Here is a 19,385-nt window from a genome sequence, read left to right on the forward strand (position 1 = left end):
GACAATCACCCCCGCGCCAATTCGCCTACCAGTTCCGGAAGTCCGTTGCTGGCGGCCTGCACGTTTGCCAGCACTTCGGCCATGGTGATCTCCTCGCCGTCGCCACAGCCGGCGGCCCAGTTGGCCACGATCGCCAGGCAGGCGTAATCCAGCCCCAGCTCCCGTGCCAGCGCGGCTTCAGGCATGCCGGTCATGCCCACCAGATCGCAGCCATCGCGGCGCATGCGGGCGATTTCAGCAATGGTTTCCAGGCGCGGGCCCTGGGTGGCGCCGTAGCAGCCGCCGTCGTGCACCTTCACCCCGGTCACTTTCGCCGCCGCCAGGATCTTGCTGCGCAGCATCGGCGTGTACGGATGACCGAAATCAACGTGGACCACGTCGGTGCCGTCTTCTTCGCAGATCGTGCTGATACGACCCCACGTGTAATCGATTACCTGGTCCGGACAGGCCAGCACGCGCGGACCGAAGTCGTCGCCGATGCCGCCCACCGTGTTCAGCGCCAGCACGCGCTGCGCGCCGATCTGCTGCAGCGCGGCCAGGTTGGCGCGGTAGTTGATCTTGTGCGGCGGCAGCGAATGGCCCTCACCGTGGCGGGCCAGGAAGGCCACGCGGTGGCCCAGCAGGGTGCCGACGCGCACCGGGCCCGACGGACGGCCGAAGCGGGTCTCGACCTCGTGGGTCTGCACATCGTCCAGCTTGGCCAGGTTGTAGACACCGGTACCGCCGATCACGGCCAGGGCAATCTGTTGCATGGGAATCACTCCAGAAAAAGACGAACGCCGGCACCCGAAGGCGCCGGCGACAGGGTGGGACCGGCCGCGGACGGCCGCGCCGTCACTCCTTCATGGCATAGATGGCCGGCACGCAGCGCAGGGTCTCGTTCACATCCATGCCGAAGCCGAACACGTAACGGTCCGGCAGCTCGATGCCGGCGTAATCGGCGGTGACGTCCGGCAGGCCGCGATCGTGCTTCTTCACAGTCATCGCGGCGATGCGCACGTCGGTGGCGCCCTGTTCCAGGCACCAGGTGCGCACGCCCTGCAGGGTGTAGCCCTCGTCCAGGATGTCGTCCACCAGCAGCACGCGGCGGCCGAACAGCGAGGTGGCCGGCTTGTGCTTCCAGACCAGGTCGCCGCCGGTGGTTTCACCCCGGTAGCGGGTGGCGTGCAGGTAATCGAACTGCACATCCTGGCCCCGCGCGCCCAGCTCCAGCGCCAGCTGGCCGGCGAACGGCAGCGCGCCGTGCATGATCGACAGGAACAGCGGCACCTCGCCCTTGTAGTCGCGCGCGATGGCGTCGGCGATGCTGGCAATGGCCTTGTCGATGGTGGGGCGGTCGACCAGCAGGTCAGCCTGGGCCAGGGCCTGGGAAATGGTGAGGTTCGGCATCAGACGGTTCTTCCAAGGGTTTGCAGCAGATGGGATTGGGTGGTGCCATGGCGGGCATCGGCCAGCAGGCCGTCCCAGCCAAGTGCGCCGCGGCCAAGCAGGCCCAGCAGCGCGGCGGTATTCAGTGAACGGCCCTGCACGGCGTGCAGGGCTTCATCGACCAGCTCGGGGTGGCAGACCAGCACCACGTCGCAGCCGGCATCCAGGTGGGCATGCACGCGTGCCGGCACGCCACCGGCACTGTGCGAGGCGGCCATGCCGATGTCATCGGAGAACACCACGCCGCGGAAGCCCAGTTCACCGCGCAGGATGTCCTGGATCCAGCGCGGCGAATAGCCGGCCGGCTCGGGGGCGACCTGCGGGTAGATCACGTGGGCCATCATCACCGCATCGGCACCGGCGGCAATGCCGGCGCCGAACGGCACCAGGTCCTGCGCGCGCAGTTCGTCCAGCGCGCGCGGGTCGATGGCGGTATCGACGTGGGTGTCTTCCAGCACGGTGCCGTGGCCGGGGAAATGCTTGAGCGTGGCGGCCATGCCCACCGCATGCATGCCGCGCACATAGGCGGCAGTGAAGGCGGCGACCACCTGCGGGTCTTCACTGAAGGCGCGGTTGCCGATGGCGCGGTTGCCACGGGCCAGATCCACCACCGGGGCGAAGCTGAGGTCCAGGCCGCTGGCGCGCACTTCACTGGCCATCAGCCAGGCGTGCTGTTCGGCCAGCGCCAGCGCCTGCTGCGGATCGCGCGCGTAGAGGGCGCCGATGTCCTGCAGCGGCGGCAGTTCGCTGTAGCCTTCGCGGAAGCGCTGCACGCGGCCGCCTTCCTGGTCCACGCAGAGCAACTGCGGGCGCGGTGCGGCGGCGCGGATGGCGGCGGTCAGATCGGTCACCTGCTGGCGCGAGGCGAAGTTGCGCTTGAACAGCACCACCCCGGCCACGGCATCGTGCTGCAGCCAGTCGCGTTCCTGGGCGGTCAGTTCAGTGCCGGCAACGCCGATCAGCAGCATGGGTCGATCTCCACAACAGGCGCCCGCATGGCGCAGTGCCGCATTGTCGCAGAACCGGCCGATGGACGCAGTGTTCGGCTGAACACGGGAACGGGGTCAGAGCCCCTGCGGGGATCCGACCCCGGGGTCGGATCCCCGCAGGGGCTCTGGCACAGGGGTCGGATCCCCGCAGGGGCTCTGACCCCGCGCGTACTACACGGCGCAGCCGTCCGGGCCACAGGCCTCGTCGGCAGCGGCGGCCGACGGTGCACCCTGCTCGGCGGCAATCTGGCGCAGCGCCTGGGCGAAGGCTTCCGGCGGCTGCGCGCCGGAAATCGCCCAGCGCCCGTCGATCACGAAGGTGGGCACCGAGGAAATGCCCAGCGCCTGCACCTGGGCCAGGCCGCGGTCGGACGCCAGCATCTGTTCGATCTCGGCTGCGGCCAGCCCGCCGGCCGCACCGGCCTTCACCAGCACGGCCGGGTCGGCCAGGTTCTGGCCATGCTCGAAGTGGGCGCGGAACAGTGCTTCGCCCACCGCGTCCTGCACGCCGTGTTCGCCGGCCAGCCACAGCAGGCGGTGCGCAGGCAGCGTGGTCACCCGCACCTGGCCCTGGCCGAAGTCCATCGGCAGGCCCTCGGCCTGCGCGGTGGACTGGGTCTGGCCCAGGATCTGTTCGGTGCGCTCGGCCCCGCCGAACTTGCGCGCATAGGCCTGGCGTAGCGGGACCGGCGTGGCATCAGCGTCCGGGTCCAGCTGGAACGGCTGCCAATGGATATCCAGGGCGGGCGCATCGGCGCCCAGCAACTGCACGCCCTGCTGGAAACGATGCTTGCCGATCCAGCACCAGGGGCAGACCACGTCGGAATAGATATCGATTCTCATGCCCCCAAGATGGGGGCCGTCCGCCGCGGCAAAAGGGGGCGCTGTCGGGCGCTATCGGCCGATCAGCACTTCACCACTGTGAATAGGGATGGCTGGCCAGCGCGACGTTGTAATAGCGCGCGTCGTCGGTCACTTCCGCGCCCACCCAGTCCGGCAGGTCGATGGCCTGGTCGGCGCTGTCCAGTTCCACCTCGGCCACCACCAGGCCGGCGTTGTCGCCCAGGAACTCGTCCACTTCCCAGGTCAGCCCTGCGTGTTCGACCAGATGGCGGCGCTTGTCGATCAACCCGCCCACGCACAGCGCCAGCAGGTCGCGGGCATCGTCCACGGGAATGGGGTAATCGAACTCCTGGCGGGTGTGCCCCAGGGTGCGCGACTTCAGGTTCAGCGCAGCCTGTTCGCCTTCGATGCGCACGCGCACCGAGGCGTTCTGGGTGCCGCGATCCAGTGCGCCCATGTCGTTGATATAGCCCTGCGCCATTGGAATGACCCGATGCGCGGCGGTACGCCAACCGTCGCCGGTCACCAGAAACTTGCGTTCGATTTCAATGCCCATGGGCGAAGTATGCGGCCGCCAGCAGCGACCTGCCTACCCGGCGCGCGGCCGCCGCACTACACTGCCCCGCCCTGCAAGGATCGCTGAACCATGACACTATCCCTTTCCCTTTCCACGCTGCGCCCGCTGGCGCTGGCCCTGCTGCTGCCCGCGGGCGCATGCCTGGCCCAGGCCCCTGCCCTGCCCACCCTGCAGCAGGCGCAGGACGCGATGGATCTGGCGATTGCCGAACAGATCGCCGCGCGCCCGCGCAGTGACAGCAGCAGCCTGGTCGCGATGGCGTTCCGGCCCACGCTGGAATCGCTGAGCAGCTGCGCGGTGGGCAGCACCGCGGACACTGCCACGTGCATCGTGGTGGGCAGCGCCGGCATGAAATCGGGTGCGCGCCTGCTGCACCTGGCCTGGGTGGATGGCCAGTGGACCCTGCCCGATCCGCGCCGCCTGCCGACGCCCGCGCCCAGTCGCGAGGAAGTACAACCGCTGCTGCGCGCGCATCTGGCGACCGTGGCGGCGCGTGAGAGCGATGCCGAGGAGCGCGCGCGCTTCATGCTGGCCGTGCGCGACGCGCAGGTGCTGGAGGTTGCCGACTGCGAAGTGCCCGACGAGCGCGCCGTCTTCGAATGCGCGGTCACCGCCCAGGTGGGCGATGAGCAAGGCACCGAAACGCTGGCGTTCATCCGCGAGGATGGCCAGTGGCGCAGCGCGCCGGCGCCCCGATAGCCGACGCGACGCCACGTGTGGCGGCGGGCACCAGGGTCACCCCGGTGCCCGCGCGGCGTCAGCGCTTTTCGAAGACCGCGATGCTTTCCACGTGCGCGGTGTGCGGGAACATGTCCATGGCACCGGCACTGACCAGGGTGAAGCCCTGTTCGTTGACCAGGTAGCCGGCATCGCGCGCCAGCGAACCGGGGTGGCAGCTGACGTAGACGATGCGCTTGAACTGCTTCAGCGGCAGCTGCTGCAGCACTTCGATCGCGCCCGAGCGCGGCGGGTCCAGCAGCAGCTTGTCGAAGCCCTGGCGCATCCACGGGGTGGCGCGCTGGTCCTGGGTCAGGTCGGCGCTGAAGAACTGTGCGTTGGCCAGGCCGTTGCGCTCGGCGTTTTCGCGGGCGCGCGCGACCAGGCCGGCATCGCCTTCCACGCCCACCACTTCGCGCACCTTGCGTGCCAGCGGCAGGGTGAAATTGCCCAGGCCGCAGAACAGGTCGAGCACGCGCTCATCGGAGCCCGGCTCCAGCAATTCCAGCGCACGGGCGATCATCGCCTCGTTCAGCTTGGCGTTGACCTGGATGAAATCCAGCGGGCGGAAGGCCAGTTCCACGTCCCACGGCGCCAGCCGGAACGACAGCGGCACGCCCTGCCCGTCCAGCGGGTGCACGGTGTCCAGGCCGCCCGGCTGCAGGTAGATGGCAAACCCGTGCTGCTGGCCGAACGCGGCCCAGGCGGCGCGGTCGGCATCGCTGAGCGGCTGCAGGTGGCGCACGGTCAGGGCAATGGCATTGTCGCCGCCGATGAACTCGATCTGCGGAATGTCGCGCTTGCCATCCAGGCCTTCAATGAAGGTGGACAGGTCCTGGACCTTGGTGCCGATTTCCGGGATCACGGTCAGGCACTGGCTCAGGTCGGCCACGAAACGCGGATCCTGTTCGCGGAAACCGACCAGGGTCTTGTCCTTCTTTTCCACCCGGCGGACCGAGAAGCGGCCCTTGCGGCGGTAGCCCCAGCTGTCCCCGACCAGCGGCGGCAGCACGGTGCCCGGGGTGACGTGGCCGATGCGCTCCAGGTTGTCCATCAGCACGCGCTGCTTGGCCACGATCTGCTGGCTTTCGTCCAGGTGCTGCAGCACGCAGCCGGCACAGGTGCCGAAGTGCGGGCACTTGGGGGTGACGCGCTGCGGCGAGGCCTGCAGCACTTCCACCGTGCGCGCCTCGTCGAAGTGGCGGCTGCGGGCGGTCTGTTCGGCCATCACCACTTCGCCCGGCAGGGCGCCGCTGATGAAGGTGACCTTGCCGCCTTCGCCTTCACGGCGGGCGACGCCACGACCGTCATGGCTGAGGTCGAGGATTTCGGTCTGGAACGGGGTACGGTCGATGCGGGAACGGGATCGGGCCACGTGGCGACAGGCTGCGGGCAAAAAAGGGCGCACATTGTCGCAGATCCTGGCCGGGCGGGCCGATGGCCGCTTGCACACGCCGCCGCCGTGCATGATGATTGTCCACAGCTGACATGGAGGCAGCCCTATGCAGATGACCCCGCGGACCAGCCGGCCCCGCTTCCTGCTTGTCGAGGACGACATTATCAGCCGCGGTTTTTTCAAAGCGGCGTTGGAAACGTTACCAGCCGATGTGGACACTGCTGACTCACTTGCCAGCGCGCTTGCCCGTGGCGAGCCGGGCACGCATGACCTGTGGCTGATCGACGTGAACCTGCCCGACGGCAATGGCGCCCAGCTGTTGCAGGCGCTGCGCCAGTCGCATCCGGACACCCCGGCATTGGCCCATACCGCCGACGGCGATGCCTCCATTCATGCCAGCCTGCGTGAAGCAGGCTTCAGCGACACCCTGGTGAAGCCGCTGGGCCGTGATCAACTGCTGAAGGCAGTGCGCCGGGCGCTGGTGAACAGCCCGGGCGCTGCGCCGCTGCCGCCGGCCGCGGTTGAGCTGGCCGTGGAAGACTGGGATGAGACGGCGGCCCTGGCGGCACTGAACGGCCAACGCAACCACCTGATTGCCCTGCGTGAGCTGTTCCTGGCCGAGCTGCCGGGGGTCCGCGATGCGGTCGAACAGGCGGTGGACCAGCACGACGAGCGCCAGCTGCGCAGCCAGCTGCATCGGCTACAGGCCAGTTGTGGCTTCGTGGGGGCGGCCCGGCTGGGCCGTGCCGTGCGCCAGCTGCACCACGCGCCCGACTCCGGGCAGGCCCAGGCGGGCTTCCGCGCCGCCGTGGCTTCCCTGCTGCACTGAGGGCGTGGGGGGCGGCAGGGCTTGCAGCCCTGCACCTGCCGAATCAACGTCAACGGCCGAAGCAACAGCGGGCTATCCGTGGGATGGCGGGGCGGTGTGGGTGGCCAGGACACGCCGCAAGTACGTCCCTGTAGGCTCGTAGGCGCCATCCATGGCGCCTGCGATCCTGCCCACCCACACCACCCCGCCTTCGACAGTTTTCCGCGATCTGTCGGAACGGCACGGGGTCGGATCCCGTTGCTGCGCAACGGGCTCGGACCCCAGAGACAATTCGGTATCTGACAGAGCGTGTCGACCAAGGTCGACACCTACCAGAGCAAGATGCGGTTCCGACAGATCGCGCGGGACTGTCACCGGTTCCCAGCGGCCAGTAGATCCACGCCATGCGTGGATGAATCTCAATCGGAATCAGAAGTTTCGAAGTGCGTTCGAAAAGCATCCACGCATGGCGTGGATCTACCGTGTCGACCAAGGTCGACACCTACAGAGCAAGCGGTGCCGACAGATCGCAGAGAACGGTCACGGGGTCCCGGCGGCCAGTAGATCCACGCCATGCGTGGATGAATCTCAATCGGAATCAAAAATTTCGAAGTGCGTTCGAAGAGCATCCACGCATGGCGTGGATCTACCGTGTCGACCAAGGTCGACACCTACCAGGCCAATATGCGGTTCCGACAGATCGCGGAAACTGTCAAGGGGTCCCGGCGGCCAGTAGATCCACGCCATGCGTGGATGAATCTCAATCGGAATCAGAAATTTCGAAGCGCGTTCGAAAAGCATCCACGCATGGCGTGGATCTACTGTGTCGACCAAGGTCGACACCTACCAGGCCAATATGCCGTTCCGACAGATCGCGGAAAACTGTCGAAGGCGGGGTAGGTCCGGTTGAGGGGGCGTGAGCCGCATGGATGCGGCGACCGAGCTTACAGGGACGTACTTGCAGCGTCCCCCTCAACCGGACCCACCCCGCCATTCCACGGATAGCCAGCTTTTGACGTTGACGGTAGCAGGTGCAGGGCTGCAAGCCCTGCCGACAAACCGCTCAGCGGCGGGGGGACAGCTGCTCCAGCAGCTCCCAGGATTTCAGGCCGCGTGCGCCCAGGTGATGGGCCAGCACCCGCCGCATCGGCAGCCGCAGGCTGGCCAGGTCGGCCGCATCGGGTTCTTCGTCGGCGCCCAGCGCCAGCAGCGCCGAACCGGTGGCCGCGGCACTGCGCTCGCCGTCACGCACGCTCAACAGCCGCTGCGGACCCTCCTGCGGGTCCAGCGCATAACGCGCCGCCGGATCAATCGGCTGGCCGTCGCTGGCCGTTTCCAGATCGAAGCCCAGGCCCAGTGCCGCCAGCAGCTCGCGCTCGAAACGGCGCAGGGTCCAGGCCAGGCCGGCGCCCACCGCCAGTCGCGCGCGCGCTTCGCCGTAGGCCAGATAGAGATCAGGCAGCGGGTCCTGGCGCGGGGCCAGGCGCAGGGTCAGTTCACTCAGGTAGAAACCGGCCAGCATGGCCTGCCCCACCAGCCGCGGCGCTGCATCCAGGGCCTCGGCACCGCGCAACTGCGCCAGCTCACCGCGCTGCTGCGCGCTGAAGCGGATCCATTGCAGGGGCTGCAGGGCGGCGCGCAGCACCTGCCCTTTCGCGGTGGAGACCCCGCGCGCCAGCACGCCGATACGGCCATGCTGCGCGCTCAGCACCTCCACCAGCAGGCTGGTCTCGCGGTAGGCCCGTGCGTGCAGCACGAACCCGGTGTCGTCCTCGATCAGCATCGAAGCGACCGCAACGGCTTATTCGTAGCCGAAGGCCTTCAGTGCGGCCTCGTCGTCGGACCAGCCTTCACGCACGCGCACCCAGGTTTCCAGGAACACCTTGGCCCCGAACAGACGCTCCATCTGCAGGCGCGACTTGGCCCCGATCTCCTTCAGGCGGGCGCCGCCCTTGCCGATCACGATGGCCTTCTGGCCCTCGCGCTCGACCCAGATGACCGCGCCGATGCGCAGCAGGTTGCCGTCTTCGGTGAAGCGCTCGATTTCCACCGTGGTGGCGTACGGCAGTTCTTCGCCAAGCTGGCGCATCAGCTGCTCGCGTACCAGTTCGCCGGCCAGGAAACGCTGGCTGCGGTCGGTGATCTCATCCTCCCCGAACATCGGCGGGGCTTCCGGCAGCAGCTTCAGCACGTCGCGCACCAGCGCTTCCAGGCCGTTGCGCTTCTGCGCGGAAATGGGATGCACGGCGGCGAAATCGCGGCCGTTGGTGACTTCCTGCAGGAACGGCAGCAGCGCGCCCTTGTCCTTCAGGCGGTCGATCTTGTTGACCACCAGCACCACCGGCACGCCGGCGTCGCGCAGCACGTTGAAGGCCAGGCTGTCCTCTTCGTCCCAGCGACCGGCTTCGATCACCAGCAGGCCGGCGTCCACGCCTTCCAGCGAGCCGCGGGCAGCGCGGTTCATCACCCGGTTCATCGCCCGCTTCTGCACCTTGTGCAGCCCCGGGGTGTCGACCAGCACCAGCTGGCCTTCGGGATAGGTGGCGATGCCCAGCAGGCGATGGCGCGTGGTCTGCGGGCGGTTGGAGACGATGCTGACCTTGGCGCCGACCAGCGCGTTGGTCAGGGTCGACTTGCCCACGTTCGGGCGGCCGATGACGGCCACACTGCCGCAATGATGGGGAATCTGTTCGCTCACTTGGAATCCAGTTGTTCAAGGACGGCCGCAGCCGCCTGTTGTTCGGCAATCCGCCGCGAGGAGCCTTCGCCCTCGATGCTGGCGGCGGGGTCGGCTACGTTGCAGCGTACCCGGAAGTGCTTGGCGTGGTCGTCACCGGATTCTGACACCAGTTCGTACTGCGGCAACGCCTTCTGTCGGGCCTGCAGCCATTCCTGCAGGCGGGTCTTGGGGTCCTTTTCCGGGCGCCCGGTGGCCGGCAGCGCCTCCATGGAGGCACTGAACCAGGGCAGCACCACCGTGCGGCAGGCCTCGAAGCCCCCATCCAGGTAGATCGCAGCCACCACCGCTTCCACGGCGTCGGCCAGGATCGAGTCGCGGCGGTGCCCGCCGGACTTCATTTCGCCGGCGCCCAGGATCAGGCGCTCGCCCAGCTGCAGGGTGCGCGCGATCACCGCCAGCGCCTCTTCCCGCACCAGCGCGGCGCGGGCGCGGGTCAGCGCGCCCTCGTCGGCCTTGGGCCAGCGGTGGTACAGGGCCTCGGCCACCATCTGGTTGACGATGCTGTCGCCCAGGAATTCCAGGCGCTCGTTATGCGGCGCACCGGCACTGCGATGGGTCAGCGCCTGCTTCAGCAGGGCCGGATCGCGGAAGCTGTGACCGATCAGGTCACCACGTTGGAAAGGTTTATTCGGCACCGCTACGGGTCAGGTCCTGGGTCGATTCAAACTTGCCAACCACGTCCAGGTTGCCGACCAGCGGGCGGCGCACTTCGTAGTTGACGGTAAGGGTCCAGCCGCCATCGCGTCGGGCGAACTTGACGTTGGCCGGCTTCACGTTGTCCGAGTAGTTGATGTACAGCCGCTTGAAGAACAGGTCCTGGATCTGCGCCGGCGCCATGGTGCCCACGTTGGGCTCGGCCGCCAGGCTCTTCATGGCCGAACGCACCGAGTAGTACTCCTGGTACATCGGGAACAGCTTCATGCCGATGTACAGGAAGAACCCGACCACGGCCAGTACGACCAGGAACGAGGTCAAAGTCATGCCGCGCTGCGTGTTCATCGTCTTCATGGCGTTTCTCCCCAGATACGCGAATGGATGTGAAGTCAGTTTCAGTTGATGCCCGAACCGATACGCGACGGTTCGAAGCCGTCCTTGCAGAACCAGCCCGAGCAGTTCAGCCAGATCAGGAAGGCCTTGCCGCGCAGGTTTTCTTCCGGCAGCAGGCCCCAGAACCGGCCGTCGTCGCTGTTGTCGCGATTGTCGCCCATCACCAGATATTTACCAGCCGGCACGGTCCACTGGCCCTGGCCGCGCGGGAAATCGGTCTCCAGCACGGTATGGGTCCGGCCCGGCAGGTGCTCGACCAGCAGGTTGGCGCCTTCGCCCTGGCCACGGTGGCCGGCGTAGATGCCCTTGTTGTCATACTTCAGCGCTTCGCCGTTGAGGGTGACGCTGTCGCCGTCGAAGGACACCGTATCGCCCGGCACGCCGATCACGCGCTTGATGAAGTTCTCGCCCTTGGCCGGGTCGTTGTCGCTGTGGCCGGGGAAGTGGAACACCACCACGTCGCCGCGCGAGGGCTCGCCCACCGGCACGAACTTGGTGTTGCTGATCGGCAGGCGCAGGCCGTAGGAGAACTTGTTGACCAGGATGAAATCGCCGATCAGCAGGTTGGGCATCATCGAGCTGGACGGAATCTTGTACGGCTCGGCAATGAAACTGCGCACCACCAGCACGATGGCCAGCACCGGGAAGAAGGCGCGAGAGTAATCCACCAGCACCGGCTCGGTGTCGAGCAGGCCGGCGCGCTGGGCACGGCGCTTGGCGAAGTACAGCTTTTCGGCAAGCAGGATCAGGCCCGAGGCCAGGGTCAGTACGACCAGGAGGATCTCAAACAGTTTCATTCAGGGTCCTTTGCAACGTCACCGGACGAACGGCCCCGAAGGGCCGCTGCGGGCTTACTTGTTGTCCATCTGCAGCACGGCCAGGAAGGCTTCCTGCGGAATTTCCACGCGGCCGACCTGCTTCATGCGCTTCTTGCCTTCCTTCTGCTTTTCCAGAAGCTTCTTCTTGCGCGAAACGTCGCCACCATAGCACTTGGCCAGCACGTTCTTGCGCATGGCCTTGACCGTGGTGCGGGCGATGATCTGCGAGCCGACGGCGGCCTGGATGGCCACGTCGAACTGCTGGCGCGGGATCAGGTCCTTCATCTTCTCGCACAGCTCGCGGCCGCGGCGGTCGGCATGGCTGCGGTGCACGATCAGCGACAGGGCGTCGACCTTGTCACCGTTGATCAGCACGTCCACGCGCACGAACGGGCCGGCATCGAAGCGCACGAAGTGGTAGTCCAGCGAGGCATAGCCACGGCTGACCGACTTCAGCTTGTCGAAGAAGTCCAGCACCACTTCGGCCATCGGCAGCTCGTAGCTGATCTGCACCTGGCTGCCCAGGTAGTTGATGCCGATCTGGCTGCCGCGCTTTTCTTCGCACAGTTTGATGATGTTGCCGATGTACTCCTCGGGCGTGAGCACGTTGGCGCGGATGATCGGCTCGCGGATCTCTTCCACATGGTTCACCGGCGGCAGCTTGGCCGGGTTGTCCATGTTGATGATGGTGCCGTCGGTCTTCAGGACCTCGTAGACCACCGTCGGCGCGGTGCTGATCAGGTCCAGGTTGTATTCGCGCTCCAGGCGCTCCTGCACGATTTCCATGTGCAGCATGCCCAGGAAGCCGCAGCGGAAACCGAAGCCCATGGCTTCGGAACTTTCCGGCTCGAAGCGCAGCGCGGCGTCGTTCAGGCGCAGCTTGTCCAGCGCTTCGCGCAGGTCCGGGTAGTCCTCGGCATCGACCGGGAACAGGCCGGCGAACACGCGCGGCTGCATTTCCTGGAAGCCCGGCAGCGGCTTGGGCGCCGGATCGGCGGCCAGGGTGAGGGTGTCGCCCACCGGTGCGCCGTGCACGTCCTTGATGCTGGCGGTGACCCAGCCCACTTCACCGGCACGCAGCGCCGGCAGCACTTTCCGCTTCGGCGTGAAGACGCCGACGTTGTCGACCTGGTGGGTACGGCCGGTGGACATGACCTGCAGCTTGTCGCCGGCCTTGATCTGGCCCTGCATGACGCGCACCAGCGAGACCACGCCCAGGTAGTTGTCGAACCAGGAATCGATGATCAGCGCCTGCAGCTTGTCGGTGTCGCGCGGCTGCGGTGCCGGAATGCGGTGCACGATGGCTTCCAGCACGTCCTGCACGTTCAGGCCGGTCTTGGCACTGACCGGCACGGCGTCGGCGGCGTCGATGCCGATCACGGCCTCGATCTCGGCCTTGGCGCGTTCGATATCGGCGGTGGGCAGGTCGATCTTGTTGATGACCGGCACCACTTCCAGGCCCTGCTCGACGGCGGTGTAGCAGTTGGCCACCGACTGCGCTTCCACGCCCTGGGCGGCATCGACCACCAGCAGCGCGCCTTCGCAGGCGGCCAGCGAACGGCTGACTTCATAGGAGAAGTCGACGTGGCCGGGGGTGTCGATGAAGTTCAGGTGGTAGGTCTGCCCATCCTTGGCCAGGTACGGCAGCGACACCGACTGGGCCTTGATGGTGATGCCACGCTCGCGCTCGATCGGGTTGGAGTCGAGCACCTGCGCTTCCATCTCGCGGGCCTGCAGGCCGCCACAGAGCTGGATGATGCGATCGGCCAGCGTGGACTTGCCGTGGTCGACGTGGGCAATGATGGAGAAGTTGCGGATGTTCCGCATCGAATCAGAAGACATAGGTGGCGGCGGCGCGCGGCGTCGTCAGGGTAACGGTGGATTATCGCATGCCCGGGGCCAGCCCGCTTGGGCGCGCTCGCGGGGCGGCTGGAAATGGCCGAAGCCCCGCCAGAGCGGGGCTTCGGGGGAATGCCAGGGCCGCCAGGGGAGGCCGTGAAGGCCTTACTGGCCGGCCTTGACCGCCACGAAGGCGCTGTTGCCGCTGTTGGCACGCACCAGCAGCAGGACCACGTCGCCCTTCTTGTAGCCGGACAGCGCGCGGTTGAGCGCGTCGACACGACCCACCGGGGTATTGCCGACACGCAGGATGACCATGCCCGGCGCCAGGCCGGCATCGCGGGCACTTTCACCCTTGACCCCGGTAATGCGCACGCCCTCGCCCGCATCCAGGCCGAGCTGCTTGCGCTGCGGGGCGGTCAGCTCGGTCACGTCCAGGCCCAGCAGGGCGTTGGCACCGGTCTGCGGGGGCGCATCCGCGTCGGCGGTGGACGTACCACGGCCGTCGGCCTGGCCGTCTTCGGTCAGCGCGGTCAGGGTGGCGCTGAGCTCACGCGGCTTGCCGTCGCGGTAGACCACCAGGGTCACCTTGCTGCCCGGCGCCATGGCACCGATCAGCGGCGGCAGATCGGACCAGGTGTTGACCGCGCGGCCATTGACCGAGCGGATCACGTCACCCAGTTGCACACCGGCCTTGGCCGCGGCGCTGCCCGGCACGATCTGGTTGACCAGGGCGCCACGGCTGTCGGGCAGGCCCAGGCCCTGCGCCTTGAGCGAATCGACCTGCTCGACCACCGCACCCAGCTGGCCACGGGTGACCTTGCCACTCTTCTTGATCTGCTCGACCGCGCTCATCGCCAGGTCGATCGGGATCGCGAAGCTGATGCCCATGTAGCCGCCCGAGGCGGAGAAGATCTGCGAATTGATGCCGACTACTTCACCGCGAGTGTTCAGCAGCGGGCCACCGGAATTGCCCTGGTTGATCGCCACGTCGGTCTGGATGAAGGGCACGTAGCGCTGGTCCGGGCCACCGGTGCTGCGGCCGAGCGCGCTGACGATGCCCGCGGTGACCGAGTGGTCCAGGCCGAACGGCGAACCGATCGCGACCACCCACTGGCCCGGCTTCAGGGTATTGGAATCGCCCAGACGCACGGTCGGCAGGTTCTTGCCTTCGATCTTCAGCAGGGCCACGTCGTACTGCTGGTCGCTGCCGACCACCTTGGCGGTGAACTCGCGGCTGTCACCCAGCTTGACCTTCACATCGCTGGCATCGGCCACCACGTGGTAGTTGGTCAGCACATAGCCGTCGGGCGAGATGATGAAGCCCGAGCCCATTCCACGGCCCTTGATGCTGGGCCCGCTGTCGCCCCCACCCTGGCCCGGCATCGGGAAGTCGGGGCCGAAGAAGCGGCGGAAGAATTCGGGCATCTCGTCGTCGCCGGGGCCCATGCCGCCGCGCGCCTGGCGGTTCTGGCGCACGATGGTGGTATCGACGTTGACCACGCCCGGGCCGACCTGTTCGACCAGGTTGGTGAAATCAGGCAGGCCACTGACCAGCGGCTGCGCCGGTGCGCGGGGGGCGGCGGCCGCTGCGGCCGGCTGCGCCGGGGCGGCCGGTGACGGCGCCTGCGCGCAGGCCATCAACGGCAGGGTCATCACCAGCAGGCCCATGGCATGGGTACGGAATCGGGCAGTCATCGGACGGCAACCTCCGGATCGGATGGAAAACGGGAGAGGCGCCCCGCCGGCGGCGGGGCGTGGACCGGCGCGCTCCAGGTCAGTCGCGCGGGCGGGGCGGCGTCGGCAGATCGTCCTGCAGGCGCGGCTCGAAGGGATAGAACGCGGCGCCAGCGGACGCGGCCGGGAGGCTGGCGTTGAGGGCGCTGCCGCCGGCCGGGGCCAGGCTGGACTTCGGCCAGGGCCGTGCCTGCAGGCTGCCGACATCGCCGAAGGGCAGATGGCGCGTGTTGGCGGCGGGCACCGACGGCGCCAGCGGCACCGCAGCCGTGGCAACGGCGCGCTGCGGCGCCTCGTCACGCTGGGCCACGCGCGCGGCCTGCTGGCTGCGGGTGGCACTGGCGCGGCGGGCATCCTGGCGGCGGCTGGCGGCCATGGCCACCGCCGGCACAGCGGCAACGGCCATCGCGGCGCTGTCCACCGACGCTTCGGTTACCGGCGCGGCAGCCGGCGCCAGTTCGGCCTGGCTGGCCACCACCTGCGGGGCCGGGGCTTCGCCAGGTGCGGGGGTCTGCAGCTTTTCGCCGCCCATGAACAGGGCCACGGCGGCCACCGAGGCCGCCAGTGCGGCACCGCCGCCCCAGGCACGCCAGCCCGTGCGACGCACCTGCCGGCGCGGTTCCGCCACCGGCGCGGGTTCGGCGGCAATCGCCGCGGCCACGCGTTCACTGAAACCGGCCGGGGCCAGCAGCGAGGCCTGGCCACGCATCACATCGCCCAGCAGCTGCCAGCGTTCCTGGCAGCCGGCCAGTTCCGGATCATGTTCCATGCGGCGCAGCAGGAAGCGCGCCTCGTCGGCGCCCAGCTCGCCATCGACCAGGGCCGACAGCTGTTCGCGATGGCGCTGGTCCAGGCGCTGCCCGGCCGGGGATTGATGGTTCTGCGATTCGTTCAACGGGTTACTGGTCATACGCGGCTCTTCTCGCGGGTGGCGCTGCCGATGTCCAGCAGCGGCCGGAGTTCAGTGTCGATCGCCTCGCGCGCCCGGAAGATCCGCGAACGCACGGTGCCGATCGGGCACCCCATCTTCTGCGCGATTTCCTCGTAGCTCAGGCCTTCCACCTCGCGCAGGGTGATCGCCGACCGGAGTTCTTCCGGCAGCGCGTTGACGGCCTTCATCACCGTCTGTTCCAGTTCCTGGCGCATCAACTCGCGTTCGGGCGTGTCGGTGTCGCGCAGACGGGTGCCGCTGTCGAACTGCTCGGCATCACCGATGTCGATGTCATCGGTGGGCGGGCGTCGATTGTGTGAAGCCAGGTAGTTTTTGGCAGTGTTCACGGCGATCCGATGCAACCAGGTTGAGAACTGGGCGTCGCCGCGGAAGCTTCCAATGGCGCGATAGGCGCGCATGAAAGTGTCCTGGGCCACGTCCTGACATTCGCTCCAGTCGGCGATGTAGCGACCGACAAGGGCCACCACGCGATGCTGGTACTTGCGCACCAGGACATCGAACGCGGCGCTCTCGCCGTGCTGCACGCGCCGGACCAGTTCCAGATCCAGCTCCTGTGGTGTTTCAACCTCGGCCATGAGGGGCCGCACTCCTGTCAGCCCAACCGACGTCGGGCAATGAGACTGCCAATCCCGGGAAAAGTTCAGTCGCCGATCACCCGGCGCCGCACCAGCTTTTAACCACCGTTCCGCTAGCGTCCGGTTCCACGGCCATGGATCCGGGGTCGCCTACCCCTCCTATTGGGATTTGACGCGGGGGAAACAACCTCTGGATCATAGCCGCTTCTCCATACACAACCGGATGGAACGTCCATGCTCTCAGGCTTCGATGGGCTTCGCTTCAGCCACTGGCACCCCGAAATCCGTGAAGACGGCGTGGTGGTCCTTACCCTGGATCGTCAGGACACCAGCGTCAACGCGATGTCGCAGGACGTGCTGCTGGAACTGGGCGACCTGCTCGAACGCATCGCCCTGGACCCGCCCAAGGGCGTGGTGATCCAGTCGGCGAAGAAGGCCGGCTTCATTGCCGGTGCCGACCTGAAGGAGTTCCAGGAGTTCGACCGCCGCGGCACCGTGAACGATGCCATCCGCCGCGGCCAGTCCACCTACCAGAAGTTGGCCGAGCTGCCCTGCCCCACCGTGGCGGCCATCCATGGCCACTGCCTGGGCGGCGGTACCGAACTGGCGCTGGCCTGCCGCTACCGTGTGGCCTCCAATGACAGCAGCACCCGCATCGGTCTGCCGGAAACCCAGCTGGGCATCTTCCCGGGCTGGGGCGGCAGCGCGCGACTGCCGCACCTGGTGGGTGCGCCGGCGGCGATGGACCTGATGCTGACCGGGCGCACCCTGTCGGCCTCGGCAGCGCGTGGCATCGGCCTGGTCGACAAGGTGGTGGCACCGGCCGTGGTGCTCGATACCGCCGTGGCGCTGGCCCTGTCCGGCACTACCCGCCCGTTCAAGCAGCGCGCGACCGCATGGGCGACCAATACCTGGTTGGCGCGCACGCTGCTGGCACCGCAGATGGTCAAGCAGGTGGCGCGCAAGGCGAAGAAGGACCAGTACCCGGCGCCGTACGCACTGATCAGCACCTGGCAGCGCAGCGGCGGCAAGCCGATCCAGGCACGCCTGGATGCCGAGCGCCGCGCGGTGGTGAAGCTGGCCAGCACGCCGACCGCGCGCAACCTGATCCGCATCTTCTTCCTGACCGAGCGCCTGAAGGGCCTGGGCAGCGGTGATTCCGGCATCCGCCACGTGCACGTGGTCGGCGCCGGCGTGATGGGCGGCGACATTGCTGCCTGGGCCGCCTACAAGGGCTTCGAGGTGACCCTGCAGGACCGCGAGCAGCGCTTCATCGACCCGGCCATGGAGCGCGCGCAGGCGCTGTTTGCCAAGAAGGTGCGCGACGAGAGCAAGCGCCCGGCGGTGGCCGCGCGACTGCGTGCCGACCTGGAGGGCAACGGCGTGGCCGAAGCCGATCTGGTGATCGAGGCCATCATCGAGAACCCCGAGGCCAAGCGTGCGCTGTACCAGACGCTGGAACCGAAGATGAAGCTGGACGCCCTACTGACGACCAACACCTCGTCGATTCCGTTGGTGGAACTGCGCGACCACATCCAGCGCCCGGCGCAGTTTGCCGGCCTGCACTACTTCAACCCGGTGGCGCAGATGCCGCTGGTGGAAATCATCCACCACGACGGCATGGCACCAGAAACCGAGCGCCGCCTGGCCGCGTTCTGCAAGGCGCTGGGCAAGTTCCCGGTGCCGGTGGCCGGCAGCCCGGGCTTCCTGGTCAACCGCGTGCTGTTCCCGTACATGCTGGAAGCGGCCACCGCCTATGCCGAAGGCATTCCGGGCCCGGTGATCGACAAGGCCGCGGTGAAGTTCGGCATGCCGATGGGGCCGATCGAGCTGATCGATACCGTGGGCCTGGACGTGGCTGCCGGCGTGGGCCGTGAACTGGCCCCGTTCCTGGGCCTGCAGATTCCGGCGGCGCTGCAGACGGTAGAACCGGACAAGCGCGGCAAGAAGGACGGCCAGGGCATCTACACCTGGGAAAACGGCAAGCCGAAGAAGCCGGACGTGGCCAGCAACTACCAGGCCCCGACCGATCTGGAAGACCGCCTGATCCTGCCGCTGTTGAACGAGGCGGTAGCCTGCCTGCACGAAGGCGTGGTGGCCGATGCGGACCTGCTGGATGCGGGTGTGATCTTCGGCACCGGTTTCGCCCCGTTCCGTGGCGGCCCGATCCAGCACATCCGCGCGGTGGGTGCCGATGCGATCGTCGAGCGGCTGAAGGCGCTGCAGCAGCGCCACGGCGACCGCTTCGCCCCGCGCCCGGGCTGGGACAACCCCGCCCTGCGCGAACCGGTGGTGTGAGTTGGTAGGCCGGGCCTGCGGCCCGGCACCCGCAGAGGCAATAGCAACAGCCGGCTCTGGCTTTTCTGTTTGCTGGGCGGGGCGGTGTGCGCTGGCAGGACACGCCGTAAACCCGTCCATGAAGTGACCCCCTGAAGTTGGACAGGTGGGGGATCAGGCGGCCAGCGCGGCCTGCTCCCGGTACTGTACGGGGCTCAAGCCCTTTAGTTTCAAGCGGATACGATTCTCGTTGTAGTACCGGATGTACTCCACCAGCCCAGCTTCCAGGCTATCGATGCTGTCAAAGGTGTTCAGGTAGAAAAATTCCGACTTCAGGGTCCCGAAGAAGCTTTCCATGGCCGCGTTGTCCAGGCAGTTGCCACGCCGGGACATGCTCTGTTTCAGCGAGTGCTTTTCGAGCTTGTGGCGGTAGTTTTCGTGCTGGTAGTGCCAGCCTTGGTCGGAGTGGATCATCGGACGATCTTCCGGTGAAAGCCTCCTGATCGCTTGGTCCAGCATTTCACCCACCAGGTCAAACACGGGCCGGCGCTTCATCTGGTATGCCACGATTTCGCCGTTGTAGAGGTCCATGATCGGCGAAAGATAGAGCTTCATGCCCTGCACCTTGAACTCGGTTACATC

At 67.4% G+C, this 19,385-nt stretch carries 19 protein-coding genes; 3 read left to right on the forward strand and 16 right to left on the reverse strand.

Annotation, left to right across the window (positions count from 1 at the left end):
• Nucleotides 1-5: 5 nt before the first annotated feature.
• The 5 genes from C1930_RS14535 to C1930_RS14555 all read right to left on the reverse strand — a co-directional run bounded on the left by C1930_RS14535 (nucleotide 6) and on the right by C1930_RS14555 (nucleotide 3,816).
• Complete coding sequence (locus tag C1930_RS14535) at nucleotides 6-752, reverse strand: S-methyl-5'-thioinosine phosphorylase (RefSeq protein ID WP_108750698.1); 747 nt, start codon at nucleotides 750-752, stop codon at nucleotides 6-8.
• A gap of 82 nt (nucleotides 753-834) precedes the next feature.
• Nucleotides 835-1,389 carry a hypoxanthine-guanine phosphoribosyltransferase gene (locus tag C1930_RS14540; protein WP_108756865.1) on the reverse strand — a complete coding sequence of 185 codons (555 nt, stop codon included), beginning with the start codon at nucleotides 1,387-1,389 and terminating at the stop codon, nucleotides 835-837.
• Nucleotides 1,389-2,396 carry a beta-N-acetylhexosaminidase gene (nagZ, locus tag C1930_RS14545; RefSeq protein WP_108750700.1) on the reverse strand — a complete coding sequence of 336 codons (1,008 nt, stop codon included), beginning with the start codon at nucleotides 2,394-2,396 and terminating at the stop codon, nucleotides 1,389-1,391. The genes C1930_RS14540 and nagZ overlap by 1 nt, the downstream gene beginning before the upstream one ends.
• A 192-nt stretch (nucleotides 2,397-2,588) precedes the next feature.
• Nucleotides 2,589-3,260, reverse strand: coding sequence for a DsbA family oxidoreductase (locus tag C1930_RS14550; protein WP_108772038.1), 672 nt, complete (start codon nucleotides 3,258-3,260; stop codon nucleotides 2,589-2,591).
• 70 nt (nucleotides 3,261-3,330) lie between these two features.
• Nucleotides 3,331-3,816, reverse strand: coding sequence for a CYTH domain-containing protein (locus C1930_RS14555; protein ID WP_108753798.1), 486 nt, complete (start codon nucleotides 3,814-3,816; stop codon nucleotides 3,331-3,333).
• 90 nt (nucleotides 3,817-3,906) lie between these two features.
• Here C1930_RS14555 and C1930_RS14560 point away from each other — a divergent pair, with 90 nt between their 5' ends.
• Entirely contained in the window at nucleotides 3,907-4,536 is a 630-nt protein-coding gene (locus C1930_RS14560) for a hypothetical protein (RefSeq protein WP_108772039.1), read from the forward strand.
• 58 nt (nucleotides 4,537-4,594) lie between these two features.
• On the opposite strand, the gene rlmD is transcribed toward C1930_RS14560, so the two are convergent.
• Complete coding sequence (rlmD, locus tag C1930_RS14565) at nucleotides 4,595-5,929, reverse strand: 23S rRNA (uracil(1939)-C(5))-methyltransferase RlmD (RefSeq protein ID WP_108756868.1); 1,335 nt, start codon at nucleotides 5,927-5,929, stop codon at nucleotides 4,595-4,597.
• A gap of 127 nt (nucleotides 5,930-6,056) precedes the next feature.
• Between rlmD and C1930_RS14570 the strand changes: the two genes are divergently transcribed.
• Entirely contained in the window at nucleotides 6,057-6,779 is a 723-nt protein-coding gene (locus C1930_RS14570; protein WP_108753801.1) for a response regulator, read from the forward strand.
• Nucleotides 6,780-7,821: 1,042 nt separating this feature from the next.
• Here C1930_RS14570 and recO read toward each other — a convergent pair.
• The 9 genes from recO to rpoE all read right to left on the reverse strand — a co-directional run bounded on the left by recO (nucleotide 7,822) and on the right by rpoE (nucleotide 16,466).
• Nucleotides 7,822-8,541, reverse strand: coding sequence for a DNA repair protein RecO (gene recO / locus C1930_RS14590; RefSeq protein WP_108750707.1), 720 nt, complete (start codon nucleotides 8,539-8,541; stop codon nucleotides 7,822-7,824).
• A gap of 18 nt (nucleotides 8,542-8,559) precedes the next feature.
• Nucleotides 8,560-9,456: a GTPase Era gene (era, locus tag C1930_RS14595; RefSeq protein ID WP_108750708.1), complete on the reverse strand. Its 897-nt coding sequence runs from the start codon at nucleotides 9,454-9,456 to the stop codon at nucleotides 8,560-8,562.
• Nucleotides 9,453-10,133, reverse strand: coding sequence for a ribonuclease III (gene rnc / locus C1930_RS14600; RefSeq protein ID WP_108750709.1), 681 nt, complete (start codon nucleotides 10,131-10,133; stop codon nucleotides 9,453-9,455). Before rnc ends, era begins: the two co-directional genes overlap by 4 nt.
• Nucleotides 10,123-10,506 carry a DUF4845 domain-containing protein gene (locus C1930_RS14605; RefSeq protein WP_108750710.1) on the reverse strand — a complete coding sequence of 128 codons (384 nt, stop codon included), beginning with the start codon at nucleotides 10,504-10,506 and terminating at the stop codon, nucleotides 10,123-10,125. Before C1930_RS14605 ends, rnc begins: the two co-directional genes overlap by 11 nt.
• A gap of 41 nt (nucleotides 10,507-10,547) precedes the next feature.
• Nucleotides 10,548-11,342 carry a signal peptidase I gene (lepB, locus tag C1930_RS14610; RefSeq protein WP_108750711.1) on the reverse strand — a complete coding sequence of 265 codons (795 nt, stop codon included), beginning with the start codon at nucleotides 11,340-11,342 and terminating at the stop codon, nucleotides 10,548-10,550.
• Between the two features lie 54 nt (nucleotides 11,343-11,396).
• On the reverse strand, nucleotides 11,397-13,190 hold the full coding sequence (gene lepA, locus C1930_RS14615) for a translation elongation factor 4 (RefSeq protein ID WP_164272953.1): 1,794 nt from the start codon (nucleotides 13,188-13,190) through the stop codon (nucleotides 11,397-11,399).
• 177 nt (nucleotides 13,191-13,367) lie between these two features.
• Nucleotides 13,368-14,900, reverse strand: coding sequence for a DegQ family serine endoprotease (locus tag C1930_RS14620; protein WP_108756871.1), 1,533 nt, complete (start codon nucleotides 14,898-14,900; stop codon nucleotides 13,368-13,370).
• A gap of 79 nt (nucleotides 14,901-14,979) precedes the next feature.
• Nucleotides 14,980-15,849 (reverse strand): sigma-E factor negative regulatory protein, encoded by an 870-nt coding sequence (locus tag C1930_RS14625; RefSeq protein ID WP_108756872.1) that lies wholly within the window; start codon nucleotides 15,847-15,849, stop codon nucleotides 14,980-14,982.
• A complete protein-coding gene (gene rpoE, locus C1930_RS14630) occupies nucleotides 15,846-16,466 on the reverse strand; it encodes an RNA polymerase sigma factor RpoE (RefSeq protein ID WP_108750715.1) in 621 nt (206 codons plus the stop codon). Before rpoE ends, C1930_RS14625 begins: the two co-directional genes overlap by 4 nt.
• 234 nt (nucleotides 16,467-16,700) lie before the next feature.
• Between rpoE and C1930_RS14635 the strand changes: the two genes are divergently transcribed.
• Nucleotides 16,701-18,764, forward strand: a complete 2,064-nt coding sequence (locus C1930_RS14635; RefSeq protein WP_108772043.1) for a 3-hydroxyacyl-CoA dehydrogenase NAD-binding domain-containing protein — start codon at nucleotides 16,701-16,703, stop codon at nucleotides 18,762-18,764.
• 153 nt (nucleotides 18,765-18,917) lie between these two features.
• Here the strand turns inward: C1930_RS14635 and C1930_RS14640 are convergent.
• Nucleotides 18,918-19,385 (reverse strand): IS3 family transposase (locus C1930_RS14640; RefSeq protein ID WP_108772609.1); only part of this gene is annotated, 468 nt, incomplete at its 5' end.

The sequence above is a fragment of the Stenotrophomonas sp. SAU14A_NAIMI4_8 genome (genome assembly GCF_003086695.1).
In the GTDB taxonomy this organism is placed as follows: Bacteria; Pseudomonadota; Gammaproteobacteria; order Xanthomonadales; family Xanthomonadaceae; genus Stenotrophomonas.

Excerpts from the sequence above, each read along its gene's own strand:
- C1930_RS14535 (WP_108750698.1), bottom strand. The coding sequence starts at position 752 with ATGCAACAGATTGCCCTGGCCGTGATCGGCGGTACCGGTGTCTACAAC.
- C1930_RS14540 (WP_108756865.1), bottom strand. The coding sequence starts at position 1,389 with ATGCCGAACCTCACCATTTCCCAGGCCCTGGCCCAGGCTGACCTGCTG.
- nagZ (WP_108750700.1), bottom strand. The coding sequence starts at position 2,396 with ATGCTGCTGATCGGCGTTGCCGGCACTGAACTGACCGCCCAGGAACGC.
- C1930_RS14550 (WP_108772038.1), bottom strand. The coding sequence starts at position 3,260 with ATGAGAATCGATATCTATTCCGACGTGGTCTGCCCCTGGTGCTGGATC.
- C1930_RS14555 (WP_108753798.1), bottom strand. The coding sequence starts at position 3,816 with ATGGGCATTGAAATCGAACGCAAGTTTCTGGTGACCGGCGACGGTTGG.
- C1930_RS14560 (WP_108772039.1), top strand. The coding sequence starts at position 3,907 with ATGACACTATCCCTTTCCCTTTCCACGCTGCGCCCGCTGGCGCTGGCC.
- C1930_RS14570 (WP_108753801.1), top strand. The coding sequence starts at position 6,057 with ATGCAGATGACCCCGCGGACCAGCCGGCCCCGCTTCCTGCTTGTCGAG.
- recO (WP_108750707.1), bottom strand. The coding sequence starts at position 8,541 with ATGCTGATCGAGGACGACACCGGGTTCGTGCTGCACGCACGGGCCTAC.
- C1930_RS14605 (WP_108750710.1), bottom strand. The coding sequence starts at position 10,506 with ATGAAGACGATGAACACGCAGCGCGGCATGACTTTGACCTCGTTCCTG.
- lepB (WP_108750711.1), bottom strand. The coding sequence starts at position 11,342 with ATGAAACTGTTTGAGATCCTCCTGGTCGTACTGACCCTGGCCTCGGGC.
- lepA (WP_164272953.1), bottom strand. The coding sequence starts at position 13,190 with ATGCGGAACATCCGCAACTTCTCCATCATTGCCCACGTCGACCACGGC.
- C1930_RS14620 (WP_108756871.1), bottom strand. The coding sequence starts at position 14,900 with ATGACTGCCCGATTCCGTACCCATGCCATGGGCCTGCTGGTGATGACC.
- C1930_RS14625 (WP_108756872.1), bottom strand. The coding sequence starts at position 15,849 with ATGACCAGTAACCCGTTGAACGAATCGCAGAACCATCAATCCCCGGCC.
- rpoE (WP_108750715.1), bottom strand. The coding sequence starts at position 16,466 with ATGGCCGAGGTTGAAACACCACAGGAGCTGGATCTGGAACTGGTCCGG.
- C1930_RS14635 (WP_108772043.1), top strand. The coding sequence starts at position 16,701 with ATGCTCTCAGGCTTCGATGGGCTTCGCTTCAGCCACTGGCACCCCGAA.